Source organism: Paenalcaligenes suwonensis (genome assembly GCF_011290505.1).
Lineage (GTDB): Bacteria > Pseudomonadota > Gammaproteobacteria > Burkholderiales > Burkholderiaceae_B > Paenalcaligenes > Paenalcaligenes suwonensis.
Window position 1 is genome coordinate 108,518 of the sequence record NZ_JAANPV010000004.1, and the last position, 16,699, is coordinate 125,216.

General features: G+C 51.6%; 15 protein-coding genes. 9 read left to right on the plus strand and 6 right to left on the minus strand.

Translation table 11 applies throughout. The annotated features are described in order from the left end of the window. Position 1: 1 nt before the first annotated feature. The 4 genes from GY634_RS07595 to GY634_RS07610 all read right to left on the minus strand — a co-directional run bounded on the left by GY634_RS07595 (position 2) and on the right by GY634_RS07610 (position 5,003). Positions 2–682, minus strand: a complete 681-nt coding sequence (locus GY634_RS07595) for an RraA family protein (RefSeq protein ID WP_166407948.1) — start codon at positions 680–682, stop codon at positions 2–4. Positions 683–839: 157 nt separating this feature from the next. Next, entirely contained in the window at positions 840–1,604 is a 765-nt protein-coding gene (locus GY634_RS07600) for a class I SAM-dependent methyltransferase (RefSeq protein WP_166407949.1), read from the minus strand. Between the two features lie 2 nt (positions 1,605–1,606). Further along, positions 1,607–3,685: a TonB-dependent receptor domain-containing protein gene (locus GY634_RS07605; protein ID WP_166407950.1), complete on the minus strand. Its 2,079-nt coding sequence runs from the start codon at positions 3,683–3,685 to the stop codon at positions 1,607–1,609. Positions 3,686–4,298: 613 nt separating this feature from the next. Then, complete coding sequence (locus tag GY634_RS07610) at positions 4,299–5,003, minus strand: SDR family oxidoreductase (protein ID WP_166407951.1); 705 nt, start codon at positions 5,001–5,003, stop codon at positions 4,299–4,301. Positions 5,004–5,107: 104 nt separating this feature from the next. Between GY634_RS07610 and GY634_RS07615 the strand changes: the two genes are divergently transcribed. Together GY634_RS07615 and GY634_RS17385 are read left to right on the plus strand one after the other, a co-directional pair. Then, positions 5,108–5,980: a LysR substrate-binding domain-containing protein gene (locus GY634_RS07615; RefSeq protein WP_166407952.1), complete on the plus strand. Its 873-nt coding sequence runs from the start codon at positions 5,108–5,110 to the stop codon at positions 5,978–5,980. A 222-nt stretch (positions 5,981–6,202) separates the two neighbouring features. Next, positions 6,203–7,108: an AAA family ATPase gene (locus tag GY634_RS17385; protein WP_341352814.1), complete on the plus strand. Its 906-nt coding sequence runs from the start codon at positions 6,203–6,205 to the stop codon at positions 7,106–7,108. Here the strand turns inward: GY634_RS17385 and GY634_RS07630 are convergent. Beyond that, positions 7,098–7,811 (minus strand): FadR/GntR family transcriptional regulator, encoded by a 714-nt coding sequence (locus GY634_RS07630; protein ID WP_166407953.1) that lies wholly within the window; start codon positions 7,809–7,811, stop codon positions 7,098–7,100. The genes GY634_RS17385 and GY634_RS07630 overlap by 11 nt on opposite strands. A gap of 74 nt (positions 7,812–7,885) precedes the next feature. Then, positions 7,886–8,623, minus strand: coding sequence for an SDR family NAD(P)-dependent oxidoreductase (locus tag GY634_RS07635; protein ID WP_166407954.1), 738 nt, complete (start codon positions 8,621–8,623; stop codon positions 7,886–7,888). A 270-nt stretch (positions 8,624–8,893) separates the two neighbouring features. On the opposite strand from GY634_RS07635, the gene GY634_RS07640 reads away from it, so the two are divergent. The 7 genes from GY634_RS07640 (at position 8,894) to GY634_RS07670 (ending at position 16,697) form a co-directional block, all read left to right on the plus strand. Further along, positions 8,894–10,135 (plus strand): branched-chain amino acid ABC transporter substrate-binding protein, encoded by a 1,242-nt coding sequence (locus GY634_RS07640; protein WP_166407955.1) that lies wholly within the window; start codon positions 8,894–8,896, stop codon positions 10,133–10,135. Between the two features lie 132 nt (positions 10,136–10,267). Next, positions 10,268–11,209, plus strand: a complete 942-nt coding sequence (locus GY634_RS07645) for a branched-chain amino acid ABC transporter permease (protein ID WP_166407956.1) — start codon at positions 10,268–10,270, stop codon at positions 11,207–11,209. A 4-nt stretch (positions 11,210–11,213) separates the two neighbouring features. Further along, a complete protein-coding gene (locus GY634_RS07650) occupies positions 11,214–12,428 on the plus strand; it encodes a branched-chain amino acid ABC transporter permease (protein WP_242683644.1) in 1,215 nt (404 codons plus the stop codon). Positions 12,429–12,433: 5 nt separating this feature from the next. Beyond that, a complete protein-coding gene (locus GY634_RS07655; protein ID WP_166407957.1) occupies positions 12,434–13,201 on the plus strand; it encodes an ABC transporter ATP-binding protein in 768 nt (255 codons plus the stop codon). Further along, positions 13,198–13,920, plus strand: a complete 723-nt coding sequence (locus GY634_RS07660) for an ABC transporter ATP-binding protein (RefSeq protein WP_166407958.1) — start codon at positions 13,198–13,200, stop codon at positions 13,918–13,920. Before GY634_RS07655 ends, GY634_RS07660 begins: the two co-directional genes overlap by 4 nt. 91 nt (positions 13,921–14,011) lie before the next feature. Then, complete coding sequence (locus GY634_RS07665; protein WP_166407959.1) at positions 14,012–16,201, plus strand: alpha-ketoacid dehydrogenase subunit alpha/beta; 2,190 nt, start codon at positions 14,012–14,014, stop codon at positions 16,199–16,201. 10 nt (positions 16,202–16,211) lie between these two features. Then, on the plus strand, positions 16,212–16,697 hold the full coding sequence (locus GY634_RS07670) for a VOC family protein (protein ID WP_166407960.1): 486 nt from the start codon (positions 16,212–16,214) through the stop codon (positions 16,695–16,697). Positions 16,698–16,699 lie beyond the last annotated feature (2 nt).

Here is a 16,699-nt window from a genome sequence, read left to right on the forward strand (position 1 = left end):
GTTAGGCACCTGTTCTTTCAGCAATAGTTTTCTCTAGCCAGGGCTTGGTGTAAGTCCCAACCGCAATTTTTTGTTTAGCGACTTGTTCAGTGGCTTCTTTTTTCTGCGCTAAGGCTAGTACCTCATGCGCTTGCGCATACGGTACGGCCACCACGCCATCGCAATCACCAACGATAATGTCCCCGGACTGTACGACCTGCCCGCCAACAGACACCGGTACATTCACTTCGCCAGGACCATCTTTATACGGGCCCAAGTGCGACACATCACGTGCAAAGCATCCAAAGCTGGACTGTGCGGCAAACACATCAGAGTCACGGATGGCGCCATCAATCACAAAACCTACAATACCGCGGCGCTGAGCATCTAACATCATCAGTTCACCCACGAGCGCATTGGTCGTATCGCCGTGCCCATCCACCACAATAATCTGATGTGCGCCAGACATCGTCATCGCTTTATGAATCATCAAATTATCGCCTGGGCGCACTTTCACCGTTACAGCAAAACCCACCATGCGCGTGGCGCACTGATGGAAAGGACGTAGGCCCACTACGCCATACAAACGCTGCATACAATCGCTGATCTGCGCCACGCCGATTTGAGCAAACTGGTCTAATAAGGCTGCATCCTGCTGCGCGTCAGCAGGATGGGGGAATACTCTATATCCTAAGTTACTCATAACAATGGCTGCACTAAAGTAATTAAACAGTAGTGCTATTACAAGCGATGGGACACGATACGCAAAACGATATATATTCCCCTCTTATCAGGAAGTTTTCTCCTGTTAGGGTTAACCCTTCAACGAATTTTAAGGCTGTATCGGCACAACCCTCTATTCAGGCAGTGGCTTGAATTACATAATCAAAACCATGGCGCAGCCCACCCTCTTGCGCCACATAATTCAGGGCTCGTTGACGCAACTCGGCAATATGCTCTGTGAACGCTATAGCCAAGCCTCTATCGCTAAAACGCTGGGTACGTGTTGCGCACATATCTAGCTGGCCATTCACGAAATTAGCGCCATAACGTATAGAAAATTGCTGCACTTCTACAGGCGTAAAGTTAGCCAGACGCAACTGTCGCAACACCCATTCCAACGGGTATTCTCGATAAGGCCGTTCATTAGCAAGCAACAAGCACGCATCGCGCAGCCGCCCTATTTCGGTAACTAGCTTGCCTGCCTCGTCGTCCGCGTCATACGGCACATAGGGGTTAAGACCAATCACATACAAGGTGCCACGCGTTAACTGACGCAAACGCGGGAAGAGTTGATCTTGCCAATAGGGGGCAAAGCCTTCGATAGCCCCCAGCAAATAATCTGCTAACACCGTATCAAACTGCTCACCCTCTAAAAGGCTGGGGTTCATCCAGTTATCGGTTAACAAACGATCCTGTGCTCTGGCCTGAAAAAAGGGCGCACGCGTGATCTGACGCGCCATGCTTTCTGCACCTGTAATCGCCGTCCAACTGCTGCTGTCTATGGAGTGCAGCCAGCGCATGGAACCCAACCCTGTGCCTGCATCCAGCACCTTCCCCCATGGGGTGTGTGCTTGTAGCTCGGTCACTTTGCGATACAGCAGACTAATACTGGGGGTACTCATGCTTAAAACTCCATCCTGACACCAGCCATCACATTGCGTCCTGCTAACGGTGCTGCCCTAGAAATAAAAGAGGCGTGGTTATAGCCCAACTGGTTAAACAAATTGCTGCCTTTTACGTAGAATTCGTAGGCATTACCTGCCAGTTTTGTACGGTAACTTATCCCTGCACCAAACATGCCATAACCGGCTGTACGGCTTTCATAATCCGCCACCCGATTCTGACTGAAATGCTGCGTGTAGTTCAAGTAGGCCTGCCAACTATTCCAAGCAAAGTCTGTACGCACACCTACACGTGCCGCCGGAATACGAGCTAGCGAACCACCGTTATGGCGCAAACTACCGCGCACATAATCCCCGTATAACGTGGCTTTCACAATGGGAGTAAATTGATAAGATGCCTCGGCCTCTACACCGGTAAAACGCGCATCTCGCTGGCTGTATTCGATAAGCCTGAAGTCTTCGAACTTGTCTAAGGTGTTGGCATAAATATAGTTTTTGATGTCGCTGTGGAAAAGGTTAATCGCAAACTGCGCCGCCCCTTCTGTCTTGCGCAAACCTACATCAATGCTTTGGCTGGTTTCTTTTTTGAGATTCGGGTTGCCGCGCTCATAGGTTAAGGTCGCAAAGTGCACCCCTTTGGCATACAACTCTTGGGCATTAGGCATGCGCTGCGAACGCGATAACGACAATGACGCTACATACTGAGGGGCAAACGCCCATGACACCCCCGCTGACAGCGACGTAGCCTGATCACTGTAGCGTTTTAATGTGCGATTTTCGGGCCTAATGTTCTGCCACTCATAACGTGCTCCCACTTCAAACCGTAGTGCATCCCACTCGTAACTCTCCACCATAAACAGCCCCGTACTATGGGTTTTGCTAGGAGGAATAAAGTTCTCGCTGCCGCCTACCGACTTAAAGTTTGAATGCGCGGTCTGTATACCTACTACCCCAGTCAGCCCACCCCATGGTTTGTGCTGCAACTCAATGCGGCCATCGTAGCCACGATTTGTGAATCGCGTGCCGGTTACTCCATCATCGCGTTCATCGTGTCGATAATCGGTATAACCTGCTCGGAACCTAACACTGTCAAAACCCTGCAGAGGATCATCTAACTCGCCACGTAAATCAAAGCGGTCACTGCGCAAGATTGCATTCGTTTTATGATCGTGATCATGATCGTGGTCGTGTCCATGCTCGTGACCGCCGTGGTCATGCCCATGATCATGGCCGTGCCCACCGCAATGCAACGATGAGCCATGCGGGTGACAATCCTCGTATTCATGGGTATGCCCTGGCAAACCATACTTATCGTATCGGTACGAATACGCCGCACCTATGTAGCCCCTATCCCCCACAAAAGACACACCCACACTCATGTTGTCACTTCTAGCATTGGAATTTTCTACCCTGCTGTCTTTCCAATGGGGGACACGGTAATCCTTACCCTCGCTACGATTTGCATTTAACTGCACCACGACAGAGCCTGTACTACCTGTTAGCGACAGGGCTTCGGCATTTCCACGGTCTACGCTACTACCCTGCAATTGCATACGACCAGAAAATGCTTTTTCTGGAATCGCGGTGGGTATCTTGTTATCCACAATATTCACCACACCACCAATCGCCCCGCCCCCGTATAGCAAAGCAGACGGCCCACGCAGCACTTCAATACGTTCCGCCGAGAAAATGTCGGCAGGAATAGCATGATCAGGAGACACTGCAGACGCATCCATAAACTCAATCCCATCGCTCAGGACCTTGACGCGCGGCGCTGTTTGACCACGAATCACAGGCCTACCGGCTCCGGCACCAAAAGTATCACTATGAATACCAGGCGACTGTGCCAATACCTGCCCTAACGTATCGGCCGCATTCACCGCCAGCAAATCATGCGTTTCAACAACCGTAATAGCCGTTGCGCCTTTATTCATCTCTGTCTGTAAAGGCAGCGCCGAAATTCGGATGGCGTGTAGTGTGGGCACGGTAGCCTGTTCAGTGTGTTCCTGTGCGACGGCAAGCTGCATACTGCCCAGCCCCACTAAGACGCTAAGGCTAAGGGGTTTAAGAGGGAATTTCATAAGATCGTGTAAAGGTAAGTTTCAGGAAGCGTTATGTTATAACATAACAAACAATGCCTATTGCTATTCCAATACACGCTGTACTGGTTCTAGGAGTTGTCTATGTGTTGGTTTGGAGTGGTAAAGCAAGGCTGAAAGCCCGCTTACTGGCGGCTGGACTGCATTAGCCTAAAGCAGAAAACCCGCATATCAATCACTGTCTGCCGTAGCCTAAGGCTGCGAAAGTATTTTTTTATTTGAGACACCAAATAAAAAAACACTTCCATCCGCCTTTTGCTCGTCGCTTGCCTAGGTTTCTAGACTGGTGATTTCTGTCAGGTATTTCTATTTCTGTAGCAGGTAGTGAAATAGTTGTAGCTCACGCCGGTAATGACAAATCGGTATGCAAAATAAGTGAGCCTAATCGCTGCTGTTAGGTTTGATTAAAGCGCTACTGAAGAAAGGGTAGTAAGCCTATCAATTGCGATATCTAGGAGGAGGCGGAGGAAAACTTTTTTGATTTGGTGTCTCAAATCACAAAAAGTTGTTCCGCAGTCCCTCAGCATGTGCGATGAATACAGTGGTTACTTCGAGCTAGCATTGAGCGTAGAAGCCTACTAACTGCTAAGCCACATCAAATAGCCCGCGTAATGCCCCCATCAACGCGCAGATTCTGCCCCGTGATATACCCCGCATCATCAGACAATAGAAACGCCACCGTACCGGCCACCTCTTCCGCCTTGCCATAGCGCTGCATAGGCACACTATCACGCCGCGCATCGGTAGCAGGCAAACTGTCTATCCACCCCGGCAGCACGTTATTCATACGTATATTCTGTGCTGCGTACGTATCCGCAAAAATCTTCGTGAAACTGGCTAAACCAGAACGCATCACCGCCGAGGTAGGAAACATATCAGACGGCTCAAATGCCCAAGCTGTGGATATGTTTACGATTGCCCCTTTGCCCTGTTTTTGCATCACTGGCACCACCAATCGTGCTGCACGTACGGCATTTAAGAAATACACTTCCATGCCTTTGTGCCAGTCTTCATCGCTAAGCTCCAAAATAGGGGCTCGCGGGCCATGCCCAGCCGAGTTCACCAAGGCATCTATACGCCCCCAGCGCTCTACAGCCAGTTCCACTACACGCTGTAAGTCATCTTGTGATTGGTTGGAACCTGTCACCCCTATACCACCTAACTCTTTGGCCAACGCCTCGCCTTTTCCTGAGGAAGACAATATCGCCACCGCGTACCCATCTTTGGCTAAGCGTCGTGCTGCTGCTGCGCCCATACCCGATCCACCAGCGGTAATCAGTGCTACTTTTTCTACAGACATGATCTACTCCTAAAGACAGTATATGGCGTTATTATCAATCTATAGCTGCGAATTTTCTAACGATAAATATGCCCATAACACTGTAGAAAAACTACTGCCTTATCATGCCTATCAGCCGACGAAAACTCCCCCCATTAAATGCACTACGCGCCTTTGAGGTTGCCGGGCGGCGTCTCAGCTTTAGGGCTGCTGCCGATGAACTAGGTGTGACACAAGGCGCGGTAGCGCAACAAGTACGCGCGCTGGAGGCTCACTTAGGCGCGCCCCTGTTTCAGCGCTTAGCACGCGGTGTGGCGTTAACACCGGCTGGAACTAGCTACTTAAGTGATATTAGCCATGCTTTTGATACGCTTACTACGGCTACAGAAAGGCTTGCCCATCGCCCTGATCGCGTCACCATCAGTGTGACACCTACCATTGCCGCCAAACTACTGATTCCCCGTTTAGCCCATCTCTATACCGAGTTACCGCAGGTAGAACTGCAAACCATTGCCACGGACGCACTGTCTGATTTTGATAGAGACCATGTGGATATCGCCATACGTTTAACCGCACGCAGTATCCCTGCCACTGTGGAGGCAGAGTTGCTCTTTCATCAAGATCTCATCGCTGTGGCCAGCCCTCATTTAGTGCTGCCCCAACCGCCTCCGCTGTCAGCGCTACAGTTGGCAACTTTGCCCCTACTACATGATGCCCACGATCGCTGGCCTGCCTTTTTAAACAGCCCCACTCGCCTACCCGGCACCCTATTTAACCAAACGGCCTTAGCCATTGATGCCGCCTTAGGTGGGCAAGGCGTAGCTCTCACTAACAAGGCGTTTGTGGCTGACGACTTAAAAGCTGGCCGCTTAATTACCGTCAGCGACCACTACATTACGTTACCGGCTTCGTACTACTTACTACGTAAACGCAGCAGCACACGCCAACCCGCCGTAGCGGCAGTGTGGGACTGGTGCCTACAGCAATTTCAGCACTAAGCTCACGCATATGTACCACTATGCAAACCCCTTTGCACAACGCCTTTAAGCTGCTTATACTGATTTCATGACTATAGTTACCAGCCCCTTCATGACTGAGATGATTCGTCGCCCCAAAAAGGCGGGTTAGCTGGTGCGCACAACCATTGCACAGACCCGCCTACTCTGGCGGGTTTTTTTATCCCCACACGGGATGCCACTTCAATCAAGGAACAAGCACCTATGACTTCTGCCTTCAAAACGTCCGCTACCTCGCCAGCCATGTTGCACTTCATTTGCGGGAAAATTGGATCAGGTAAGTCTACGCTTGCTGCTCAACTTGCTAGTGCGCCCCACACGGTATTGATCAGCGAAGACAGTTGGCTAGCGGCGCTTTACCCAGACGGTATAAAAACCATCACAGACTATGCTCGCTGTGCTGGGCTACTACGTACCGCCATGACCCCACACATTGCCCAACTACTAGAAACAGGCGTTTCGGTAGTGTTGGACTTCCCCGCCAACACATTGGCTAGTCGTGCATGGATGCGTAGTTTAAGCCAAGCATCTGCCTTGTCTCACGTGCTGCATTTTCTGGATATACCCGATGCCATTTGCAAAGCCAGGCTACACCAGCGCAATCAATCGGGTGCGCACCCTTTCCAAACATCCGAGGCTGAATTTGATGCTATCAGCAGTTATTTTGTAGCGCCCACCGAAGACGAAGGGTTGGTAGTACAGCGTTATACCGCCGACCACACCGCAGAACTACCCCATATACATCGTGTGATCGCTGCTCACCACAGCGAGTTCCCCGACCCTATCACCTTCACTAAAGGCACAGCCTTAACCGTGGGCGCCAAATATGCAGGCCCCGAAGGCTGGGATAACTGGTTTTTTTGCACCCTGCCCGAACACACTGGTGGCTGGGTACCAAGTCAGATTATTGCTAGAACATCCGACGCACCGTCACACGGTGTGGCGCTAGAGGACTATACCGCTCAAGAACTGAATGTGAGGGTGGGGGAAATTGTCGCAGTGCTTAAACACCTGAACGGCTGGATGTGGTGTAAGAATCTGCTCACTCAGCAAAGCGGTTGGGTACCTACCGCTTCGCTTGAGTCATTAGCCAAACCCGTTACACCTTGATATAGGTGCGTAGACGCTCTGCCGCATTGCGTAAATGGCGCTCTGCCGCCGCAGCGGCTGCATCGGAATCACGCTGTTCTATGGCCTGAATGATGGCCTGATGCTCGGCTTGCACATCTTCGATCAAGTCTTGGTGGTACTGCGCGGTGTGACTACGTGTTTGGCGTATCAAACGACGCACATGCTGTTCCAAGTACTCATTTAAGGTAATAAAGTGAGGGTTATGTGTGGCATCAACAATGGCTTGGTGAAACGCGTAGTCTTCCTCGTCACCCAACTGATCGCAAGCAATGGCGTACTCCATGCCTATCAGCGCTTTGCGTATCTTTTTCAGGTCCGCTGCCGTATGGCGCTGCGCTGCATGTTTAGCCGCCGCCACCTCAATGGCTACCAATAGTTCTATCACATGCTCTAGGCTAGTCAGATCACCCAATGTGGCACCCGACATGTCTAAACTGAACATGCGACGCTCACCTCGGGCATTCACAAACACGCCCCGCCCTTGCTGTGAATGCACCAATCCTTCGGATTTCAGCTGTGACAATGCCTCGCGCACAACGGAACGACTCACCCCAAAGCGCTCTTGTAACTGCGCTTCACTAGGTAGCTTTTGGTCGGCAACAAAATTGCCGGTTTCTATTTCCTGCCGTATCCACGCCACAATGGGCGTGGAGTATGCAACGCTCTGTTTATGCCCTGCCATAGTGGTCAAACAATCCTGATCTGTTTTGGTAAGGTGTGAAACTCCGCCAGTATAACGAGACTGGCGGCCTAACGTTACACCATGTACAAACCACCATTCACATGAATGGTTTCACCGGTCACAAACGACGCTAGGTCTGAACACAAAAACAGAATCACATCGGCCACTTCTTGGGCGGTACCAAAGCGCTGCAACGGCGTAGAGGCTAATAGGCTCTGACCTTTTGCTTGTAGCAAATCACGGGTCATAGGCGTTTCGATAATGCCAGGCGCAACGCAGTTCACGCGTGTACGCGGCGCCAACTCTAAGGCCAAGCTTTTGCTGAAACTGGTTACTGCACCTTTAGAAGCCGAGTAATGTGCATGGGCATAACTACCGCGATGCCCTGCCATGGACGATAAATTCACGATGCTGCTACGTTCAGACAAATACGGCATCACGGCTTGGCACATATAAAAGGTGCCATCCAGATTAATTTGCATCAATTGACGCCATTGCTCGGTGCTCATCTCGGCCACTTTTGCCTCGGGATAAATACCAGCGGAATGCACCAATGAATCAATAGCGCCAAACCTATCAGCCACCGATTTTGCTAAATCCTGGCATGACTGTTGCGACCCTATGTCTGCCGCGTAACGCTCTGCCACGCCGCCTTGCTCACGTATTTCTTGCTCCAACTTTTCCAGTGCATTGGCATCACGATCACACAGTGCAATCTGCGCGCCAGCTTGTGCCAAACGCAGCGCTAAAGCACGCCCAATTCCCCCAGCCGCACCGGTAATTAACACCGTTTTTTTCTCTAGTCCTAGCATAGTTCCTCCTCGTATTCGGGTTTATACCTATAAGAGCAACACATTGATTTATAACGACTTAATCATGATTACCGTGTTTCTTGATCAATGCTCGTTGACACTCTTTTTGTTGCTGATATAGTATTTTTCAAATCGTCTGACAAGCATATCAAACTTATCAGACAAGTTACATAAAAATTATCCTTTGTGCTGGATATTCCTAAACCAATATCTGTCCCACACGAAGGCCTCGCCACATGCGAATTCTTTTCGGAGAATGGAGAGCAAACGATGAAACTGAAACACCTGACACTAACGCTGGCCGTCACTGGGTTGAGCAGCTTGACTACCGCACAAGCCGCACCACTCAAAATCGCTTTAGTGGAAACACTGTCTGGCCCCCAAGCTTCTACCGGCCTGCTGTACCGAACCGCTGTCAAATTTGAGTTGGACAAAATCAACCAAGCCGGCGGTTGGAATGGTGAAGCCATTGAAATCATGGAATACGATAACCAGGGCGGCCCAGCTGGTGCATCAGACAAAGTGAAAGCGGCTATTGCTGATGGCGCGGATATCATCATCCAAGGTTCATCGTCTGCTGTGTCGGGTCAAATCACCGAAGACATTCGCAAACACAACATCCGTAACCGTGGCAAAGAAGTGCTGTACCTGAACATGGGTGGCGAAGCACTGGAACTGACGGCTGACAAATGCCACTTCTACCACTTCCGCTTCACCACTAACGCCCCTATCCGTGTGAAAACACTGGTTAACGCCATGCAAGAAGATGGCGTGCTAGGTTCTAACGTCTACGCCATGAACCAAAACTACTCTTGGGGTAGTGACATGGAGTACGCCACAGAACAACAAGCGGCTGCCAACAACTACACCGTGGTAGAAAAAACGCTGCACGATGTGAACCGCATTCAAGACTTTGCCCCGTACGCTAACCGCATCAAGAACAGCGGTGCAGAAACCGTCATCACTGGCAACTGGTCCAACGACTTGTTGTTGCTGATGAAAGCCACACGCGATGCCGGTTTGAAAATTCGTTTCGGTACTGTGTTCTTGGATCAACCCGGCAACATCGCCAACGCGGGTGACTTGGCTCTGGGCCACTACATCTCTCACGCGTTTAACGTAGAAGCCAACGACGCCACTAAAGCCTTTGCTGAAGACTACAAAGCGGTTACTGGCCACTACCCTACCTACGTAGAACCACAAACCGTGTTTGGTATTCAAATGCTGGGCGAAGCACTGCGTAACACCGAAGCTAACGCTGATGGCAAGCTGAACACCACACAACTGGCACTGAACTTAGAAAACGTCACACTGCAAGGCCCATTGGGTGAAATTGCGATTCGTGCTGATGACCACCAAGTCATGTTGCCTATCGTGGTGTCTCAAGTATCCCGTGATGCCGAATACAAAGTAGACGGCACAGACATGGGCTTTAGCGTTGTCAAACTGTTCACCGGAGCAGAGGCCGTTAACCCCGTAGAACAAACATGTTCTATGAAACGCCCCTCCTAACTCCTGTTCTGATGCGCCCGCTGTGATGTCATGGCGGGTGCCATCCTCCCTCTAGTCTCTAGCCCCTGATAGCTCTACCTATTGCGCTTGGCAGAGCCTATACCTCCAACTTAGGCAAAAAAAGGCATACGCATGGAGTTTTTTGTTGTGTCCCTGCTGAACGGTAGCATCTACGGATTGCTGTTGTTCATGGTCTCCGCCGGCCTGACCCTTATTTTCGGCATGATGGGCGTTCTTAACTTCGCCCATACCTCTTTCTACATGGTTGGCGCCTACTTGGCGTACTCCCTGCAAAAATACACAGGCTACTGGCCTGCAATTGTGATCGCCCCCATTTTGGTTGGGCTGATTGGTGCCTTCGGTGAGCGCTATATGCTGCGTCGCGTACACCAGTACGGGCATGGTCACCAATTGCTGCTGACTTTCGGTGTGTCCTTCATCATCACCGAAGTCATCAAGCTCTTTTACGGTAACTACCCTGTGGATTACCGCGTACCAGAAGCGCTGAATTTTTCAGCATTCAGCATTTTCGGTACCAACTACCCCTTCTACCGCTTGCTGATTGGTGCCACATCCCTGCTGATGTTTGCCTTGATCTACTTGCTGCTCACCCGCACTCGTGTCGGGATTGTGGTGCGCTCTGCTATCTACAAACCTCGTATGGGTGAAGCCTTAGGCCACAACGTACCCATGGTATTCATGGGCGTATTCGCCGTTGGTGCTGGCTTGGCTGGTCTCGCTGGTGCCGTAGCAGGTGCGTTTTACACCACTAACCCCAACATGGCGCTAGAACTTGGCGTGTTGGTATTTGTGGTGGTGGTAGTAGGTGGCTTGGGCTCCTTAGGTGGTGCCATGTTGTCCTCCCTCATCATCGGTTTGGTGTCCTCGTTTGCCGTGGGCATTGATTGGAGCTTAGCTGACCTATTTAGCCTAGTAGGCATGGGTGACTGGGCACGCACTACTGGTGGTTTACTCACACTGAAAGTTTCTTCCATGGCAGCCACGATTCCCTTCTTGCTCATGCTACTGGTGTTATTGATCCGTCCGTCGGGTCTGATGGGAAATAGGGAGTAATACGGTGAAACGCATTTTTCTGTTCGCAGTGCTTATCGTCGTTCTCGCGTTAGCACCTTCTTACCTGACTCCTGCCCTGCTAAACGCCGCCATTCAAATGCTGATTGCCGTGTTATTCGCAACGGCCTTCAACGTGTTGGCTGGCCAAGGTGGCATGCTGTCTTTTGGTCACGCTGCTTACTTCGCCATCGGTACTTTTGCCACCATTCACGCCATGAATGCCGTGGATGGCATGGGCCTGTTACCTACTCCACTGCTGCCATTATTGGGTGCACTGGCGGGCTGTTTACTGGGTATCGTAGCGGGTTGGTTCTCTACACAACGTAGCGGTGTTTACTTCTCTATGATCACACTGGCGTTGGCTGAACTGCTGCACGCTCTCGCTCCCCACCTTAAAGGTGTGTTTGGTGGTGAAGGCGGTGTATCAGCGATGCGTATGCCGGCGTGGGGCTTTGACTTCGGTACCTCTACCGAGGTGTATTACCTCACTCTCATCTGGGCACTGATTGCTATCGCGTTACTGTTCTACTTCACTCGCACCCCACTGGGTCGCCTGTGTAACGGCTTACGCGAAAACACCAATCGCCTACGCTTCTTGGGCTACAACGTACATCGCCTACGCGTCATGGTGTTCACCATTTCGGCCACCTTTGCCGGTCTGGCCGGTGGTCTGCAAGCCATGCACAACGAAGCCGCCAACTACGTGCTGTTTGACATGACCTTGTCCACCCAAGCCGTACTATTCTCGTACATAGGTGGTATTGGCAGTTTCTTCGGCCCTGCCCTAGGTGCGGCGGTAATGAGCTTCTTCGGTTATGCCGTATCCGACCTTACCCGTTCCTGGTTGCTGTACCAAGGCATCATCTTTGTACTGGTCATGATGTTCTTGCCTGCTGGCTTGTTTAGCATTCTGCAATGGTGGCAGCGCAGCAGTGTGCGTCACAACATTGCCGTATTAGTCGGTGCCCTCATCACGTGGACACTGGGCATTATTGCTGGTGCTGCAGGGGTAGTGCTGATTGTTGAGCTGCTAGGACGCATTCTTAGCCCCGACTATCACACCACTCCAGATGCTGCGTGGCCCGCCATCCAGCTCTTTGGGCAGGAATGGTTACCCGGTTCTGTGATGACATGGGTATGGCCTGTATTGCTAGTCGTCATTGGCGTCATGATCACCGCGACCATGACACGTAAATGGCAAGCCATGAACGAGGAATAATAGCCATGACGTCTACTACTCATTCCCCTATTCTGACCATCAAGGATTTGCACAAATCCTTTGGTGAGTCGCACATCATGCGCGGTGTGAACCTGACCCTTGAAAAAGGTGAACGCCACGCCATTATCGGCCCCAACGGGGCAGGTAAATCCACGTTATTTCACCTAATCTCGGGCTTATTGCGCCCCAGCAGCGGCACCATACATTTGGATTCCCGCCCTATTCAGGGCATGGACCCACAACGTATTAACCGCTTGGGCTTGGCACGCTCTTTTCAGATCACTAACGTGTTTCCTGGCTTAAGCGTGTTTGAAAACCTGCGTTTAGGTGTGATGCGTAGGCATAAGCTGGACTACAACTTCTGGCGTCCCGCCTCACGCGCTACCGCCGTCACTGCTGAAGTTGATGTGCTGCTGGAAAACGTACGCTTAAGCGGGCAACGCGACACCTTGGCAGGTGAGCTTAGCTATTCAGAGCAACGCTCACTGGAAATTGGTATTGCGTTGGCTTCTGACCCTAGCGTCCTGCTGTTGGATGAACCCATGGCCGGTATGTCCAGAGAAGAAACCGACTACACCACGGGCTTGATCAAAGAGCTTAGCCAAGGCCGTAGCCTCATGATCGTAGAGCACGACATGGATGTGGTGTTCTCGTTAAGTGACCGCATTAGTGTGCTGGTGTATGGGCAAATTATTGCCACCGGTACGCCTGAAGAAATTCGCAACAACAAACTCGTACAAGAAGCCTATCTGGGTACGGAGGTACAGGCATGAGTACAGCCCAATCCCCTCTTTTGCGTGTGCAAGATGTACACGCCCACTATGGCAAAAGCCACATTCTTCATGGTGTGAGCTTTGATGTGCAACAAGGCGAAGTGCTAAGCCTGTTGGGCCGTAACGGTACAGGGCGCTCTACCACCCTTAAAGCCATTATGGGTATGTTGACGCCCACCTCAGGCAACGTGGTGCTAGATGGCCAAGAGCTAGCTGGAAAACCAGCCTATCAAATTGCCCGTGCCGGTATTGCTTATGTGCCCGAAGAGCGCGACATTTTCGCCAACCTCACCGTAGACGAAAACCTGCTGATGGGCATACAGCCCAAACGCGATAACGCGCCGTTGTGGAATGTAGAACAAATGTTCGACTACTTCCCACGCCTTAAAGAACGTCGCAATACGCTGGCAGGCAACTTGTCTGGTGGTGAACAGCAAATGCTCACTATCTGCCGTTCGTTGCTGGGCAACCCACGCCTGATTCTGGTGGACGAGCCTACCGAAGGCTTGGCACCCAAGATTGTAGAAGTCGTAGGTGAAGCACTAGAAGACATCAACAAACGTGGCGTTTCTATTATTTTGGTAGAGCAAAAACTCACCATCGCCATGAAGATTTCTACCAGTGTGTGCGTGTTAGGCCATGGCTCCGTGGTATTTCGCGGTAAGCCTGATGAGCTGCTTAACGATGCACAACTACTCAAAAACTGGTTAGCCGTATGAGCACCCTGTGGCCCAGTTTCTGTCACGCATTCACCTCCCAGCCTGTGCTGGACGCTACGTTTGAACCTAATTTTCTCATGTGAGTTTCACTATGCCAGACATTACCCCTTTGCAATCCCAGGCTCCCTGGGTTGAATTCCAAACTACCGACAGTGATTGGCAAAACGCAGACCCGGCGGTACTGGGTACGCTACTCACTCATGTACACCTAATCCGCGCGTTTGAAGAAACCGTGGTTGGCCTTGCCATGGAAGGCTTGGTACACGGCCCAGCGCACTCTAGCGTGGGTCAGGAAGGTGGTGCGGCAGGCTCGTTAGCATTGCTGCGCACTACCGACCAAATTAACGGCTCGCACCGTGGTCACCACCAGTTCTTAAGCAAAGCACTGGCACACTTGCACCCTAATGGCATTTCTCCCACCGCTGAGCTAGACACCCCTACCACGACACTGCTGCAACGTACATTGGCCGAAATCCTGGGTTTATCCCAAGGCTTTTGCCAAGGCCGTGGCGGTTCCATGCACCTGCGTTGGGACGAAGCCGGCGTACTGGGTACTAACGCGATTGTGGGCGGTGGTATTCCATTAGCTGCTGGTGCGGCATGGGCACATAAACACGCTGGCACCAGCGATGTAGCCATCACCTACTTTGGTGACGGTGCGGTGAACATTGGCTCTGCACTGGAAACCATGAACTTGGCCGCCGCGTGGAAATTACCATTGTGTTTCTTCATTGAAAACAACCGCTACGCTGTGTCTACATCGGTAGAAGAAGCCACTGCCGAACCCCGCCTGTCAGCTCGCGGTCAAGCCTTCAACATTCCTAGCTGGAAAGTAGATGGCATGAACCCACTGGCCGTGCACTTGGCGATGGAACAAGCCTTAGCCCACATGCGTGCTGGCCGCGGCCCAACCATTATTGAGGCCGACTTGTACCGTTTCTATCACCAGAACGGTGGTTTTGCCGGTAGCGCCTTTGGCTACCGCAGCAAAGAAGAGGAGCAACAATGGCGTGAACGTGACCCTGTCACCTTGATGAACACCAAAATGGTGGAATTAGGTCTGATCACCGCTGAAGAAATTGAGCAGCTACAAGCTCGCATTCAGCATGCCATGAAGCAAGCGACTGAAGCATTGGTAGAAGCGGACCCTGAAGGCAAAGCTGGTAAACGTCGTATTCGCCCTGAGCTGTGGCCTGCTCCACACTTCCGTGACGTAGGTTTGCGTGGTGATCTAAGCGAAATGGATGGCATCGTAACGGTTGAACAAGCCGCCTCTACCGCTGAGCTTGCCCCACGTAAATTCATCGACGTCGTAGCAGACGTGATGGGTAGACGCATGGAAACCGACCCCGGCGTGGTCATTATGGGAGAAGACATTCACCGCCTAAAAGGCGGCACTAACGGCGCAACACGTGGCTTGGCTGATCGCTTCCCTGATCGCGTATTGGGTACCCCCATTAGCGAAAACGCTTTTGCTGGTTTAGGTGGTGGTTTGGCCATGGATGGCCGTTACCGTCCTGTGATCGAATTCATGTACCCCGACTTCATGTGGGTAGCTGCCGACCAAATCTTTAACCAAATTGGTAAAGTGCGCCACATGTTTGGTGGTGACATCAATGTGCCACTGGTACTGCGCAGCAAAGTAGCCATGGGTAGTGGTTACGGTTCACAGCACTCCATGGACCCTGCCGGTATTTTCGCCACCAGCCCAGGCTGGCGCATTGTGGCACCCTCCACCCCATACGACTACGTAGGGTTGATGAATACCGCACTCAAACTGAACGACCCCGTACTGGTCATTGAGCACATAGACTTGTACGCCTCTACCGGTTTGGCCGCAACTGACGACTTAGATTACTGCTTGCCAGTAGGTAAAGCTGCGCTGCGTCGTGAAGGTAAAGCCCTCACCATCCTGACCTACTTGTCTATGGTGCAACACAGCCTAGAAGCCGTTGAGCAAACTGGCGTTGATGCTGAAGTGATCGATTTGCGTTGGCTGGATCAAGCTAGCTTGGATTGGGACACCATCGGCGAAAGTATTCGCAAAACCAACAATGTACTGATCGTAGAGCAAGGTGCTAAAGGTACCTCCTACGGTGGCTGGTTGGCCGATGAGATCCAACGCCGTTACTTCGACTGGCTGGATCAACCTATTCAACGTGTTACTGGTGGCGAAGCATCCCCAAGCATTTCCAAAGTACTGGAACGTGCCGCCCACGCCCGCACTGAAGAAGTGGTTGAGGGCTTGCAACGTATGCAACACGGCCAAGGCCTGAACTAGGAGTAGGCACATGAGCACTACGATGGTATCCCCCTTAGAAGTAGGCATTTGCTGCCGTGATCTTCCTGCTTTGCAACGCTTCTACGAAGAAGGGCTAGGCTGCACGGCAATGAGCATCATTCACGTGCCCGCCGAGAAAGCGCTACCCGCTGCCATGTCGGCACAAGGCTACAGCGTAGTGCGTCTGCAAACCACCTATGGCGAGCGCATCAAGTTAATACAACCCGATGCCGCGCCGCTGGATGCAGAAGCAGACCTGCCCTTTCTCTTAGACCGAGCAGGTAGCTTCTACCTCACGTTTATCGTGGCAGATATTGATGCTGCCATACAGCGTTTACAACAGGCTGGCGCGCAGTTCCTAACAGGCGATCACCGCGTTGAAGTACGCGATGGCGTCTACCTTGCCTTCTGCAAAGACCCAGAGGGCAACGTCTTGGAACTGGTCACCTATGCTGACCTGCACGCCTACCGTAATGATTTGCAAAACAGGAATTAAGT

Coding starts and splice junctions, on each gene's coding strand:
- GY634_RS07640 (WP_166407955.1), top strand. CDS start 8,894: ATGAAACTGAAACACCTGACACTAACGCTGGCCGTCACTGGGTTGAGC.
- GY634_RS07670 (WP_166407960.1), top strand. CDS start 16,212: ATGAGCACTACGATGGTATCCCCCTTAGAAGTAGGCATTTGCTGCCGT.
- GY634_RS07645 (WP_166407956.1), top strand. CDS start 10,268: ATGGAGTTTTTTGTTGTGTCCCTGCTGAACGGTAGCATCTACGGATTG.
- GY634_RS07605 (WP_166407950.1), bottom strand. CDS start 3,685: ATGAAATTCCCTCTTAAACCCCTTAGCCTTAGCGTCTTAGTGGGGCTG.
- GY634_RS07595 (WP_166407948.1), bottom strand. CDS start 682: ATGAGTAACTTAGGATATAGAGTATTCCCCCATCCTGCTGACGCGCAG.
- GY634_RS07665 (WP_166407959.1), top strand. CDS start 14,012: ATGCCAGACATTACCCCTTTGCAATCCCAGGCTCCCTGGGTTGAATTC.
- GY634_RS17385 (WP_341352814.1), top strand. CDS start 6,203: ATGACTTCTGCCTTCAAAACGTCCGCTACCTCGCCAGCCATGTTGCAC.
- GY634_RS07655 (WP_166407957.1), top strand. CDS start 12,434: ATGACGTCTACTACTCATTCCCCTATTCTGACCATCAAGGATTTGCAC.
- GY634_RS07600 (WP_166407949.1), bottom strand. CDS start 1,604: ATGAGTACCCCCAGTATTAGTCTGCTGTATCGCAAAGTGACCGAGCTA.
- GY634_RS07615 (WP_166407952.1), top strand. CDS start 5,108: ATGCCTATCAGCCGACGAAAACTCCCCCCATTAAATGCACTACGCGCC.
- GY634_RS07610 (WP_166407951.1), bottom strand. CDS start 5,003: ATGTCTGTAGAAAAAGTAGCACTGATTACCGCTGGTGGATCGGGTATG.
- GY634_RS07630 (WP_166407953.1), bottom strand. CDS start 7,811: ATGGCAGGGCATAAACAGAGCGTTGCATACTCCACGCCCATTGTGGCG.
- GY634_RS07660 (WP_166407958.1), top strand. CDS start 13,198: ATGAGTACAGCCCAATCCCCTCTTTTGCGTGTGCAAGATGTACACGCC.
- GY634_RS07635 (WP_166407954.1), bottom strand. CDS start 8,623: ATGCTAGGACTAGAGAAAAAAACGGTGTTAATTACCGGTGCGGCTGGG.